This window comes from Candidatus Marivariicella framensis (assembly GCF_982709265.1).
Map to the genome: position 1 here is coordinate 188,066 of NZ_CEXPNT010000001.1, position 1,819 is coordinate 189,884.

The 1,819-nt window shown below is 31.7% G+C and carries 3 protein-coding genes; 2 read left to right on the top strand and 1 reads right to left on the bottom strand.

What is annotated here, in order from left to right:
* A partial coding sequence (locus tag AC34EU_RS00865) for a M20/M25/M40 family metallo-hydrolase (protein WP_489695997.1) occupies window positions 1–1,062 on the top strand: 1,062 nt, incomplete at its 5' end.
* 20 nt (window positions 1,063–1,082) lie between these two features.
* The gene (locus AC34EU_RS00870; RefSeq protein WP_487533047.1) at window positions 1,083–1,529 is read left to right on the top strand and encodes a 3-oxoacyl-ACP synthase; all 447 of its coding nucleotides are present in this window, start codon (window positions 1,083–1,085) and stop codon (window positions 1,527–1,529) included.
* Window positions 1,530–1,560: 31 nt separating this feature from the next.
* On the opposite strand, the gene AC34EU_RS00875 is transcribed toward AC34EU_RS00870, so the two are convergent.
* On the bottom strand, window positions 1,561–1,819 hold a 259-nt coding region (locus AC34EU_RS00875), incomplete at its 5' end, for a PLP-dependent transferase (protein WP_489695998.1).

The following is a 1,819-nucleotide window of genomic DNA, read 5'->3' on the forward strand; positions in this document are numbered from 1 at the left end:
GACTATAACTGGAAAGAGTTTGCTACTGAAGCATCTTTTGAAAAAATGAAATCAGAAAGGAAAGAATATTCAGAATCATGGAGTCAAAACATGAAGAATACTGGGTATACTTTTAGAAATATTCATGAAGCACTAGAAAATGCTGGAGCAGTTGGACTGATTAGTTCAAATTGGTCTCGAGGATTTGGATCTAATAAAATATTTAGTGCAAGAACTAAAAAAATTCCAACTATTGATTTAGAACTTGAAGATTACACGATGGTTTATAGACTATCTGCTAGAGGACAGAAGCCAATTATTAAAATTACAGCTGAATCTAAAGAATTAGGGGAAGTTCCTACATTTAATACTATTGCAGAAATTAAAGGTGTTGATAAACCAAACGAATATGTTATTTTATCTGCTCATTTTGACTCATGGGATGGGGGAACAGGGGCTACTGATAATGGAACAGGCACTCTTGTAATGATGGAAGCAATGAGGATTTTAAAAAAAATATACCCAAACCCAAAGCGAACGATACTTGTAGGTCATTGGGGAAGTGAAGAACAAGGTCTCAACGGGTCTAGATCATTTGTGGAGGACCATCCTGAAATTGTAGAGAATGTTCAAGCTGTATTTAATCAGGATAATGGTACAGGAAGAGTTATTAATATTTCAGGTCAAGGATATCTATATGCTTATGATTACATAGGTAGATGGTTAAATCAGGTTCCTGAATATGTAAGCCAACATATTGAAACTGATTTTCCTGGAATACCAGGTAGGGGAGGTTCAGATTATGCTTCATTTATTGCAGCTGGTGTTCCAGCTTTTAGTCTAAGTTCTTTAAACTGGTCTTATCGGAATTATACGTGGCATACAAATAGAGATACATATGATAAAATTATTTTTGACGATGTAAGGAATAATGTAGTTCTAACAGTAATATTAGCATATATGGCCTCTGAAGATATTGAATTCGCCTCAAGAGAAAAGATTACACTGCCTTTAAGTAAACGTTCAGGTAAACAAATGGAATGGCCTTCAAAGAGGCTTCCAAATAGAAAAGGTGGTCAATAAAATAATAATCAACATTTTTTATGCTGAAGAAAAAATTACACTCCCATTGTGATAATTATATTCGAGAAAAATTAAAAGTATTAGAGAAAAGAAAAAAAGAACTAAAACTCGCATTAGAGTCTGAAGATAAAAGCTCTGCAGGAGATAAACATGAAACTGGCAGAGCAATGATTCAAATTGAAAGAGAAAAACTTGGAAAACAAATCTCATTAAATGAACAAGTTTTTAAAAAGCTTATTTCGTTTGAGAAAAATATAAATACTGATGTTGTATGTTTAGGCTCGATAGTTATAACTGATAATTTAAATTACTATTTATCGATACCTGCAGGATTTTTAAAAATTGAGTCAAAAATGTATTATTTTGTATCTCCTATAAGTCCAATAGGCATGTTGCTATTAGGTAAAAAAATTAAAGATCAAATTTACTTTAATAAAAGAACAAGTAAAATATTAGAGATTAAATAACTTTAAAAGCTTATTATTCAAATATGAATTTTTATATTTTACTTAAGGCTTCTTTAATATCGTTAATTAAATCTTTATGGTTTTCTATACCAATTGAGATTCTAACCAATCTTTCATTTATACCAATAGCTTCTTTTGTTTCTGAAGAAACTCCAGCGTGAGTCATTGTTGCTGGATGTTGAGCAAGGCTTTCTGTGCTCCCAAGGCTTACGGCGAGTTTAATTAACTTTAAATTGTTTAAAAAGGTGAATGCTTCTTTTTCGCCTCCTTTTATCTCAAAGGCTATTAAG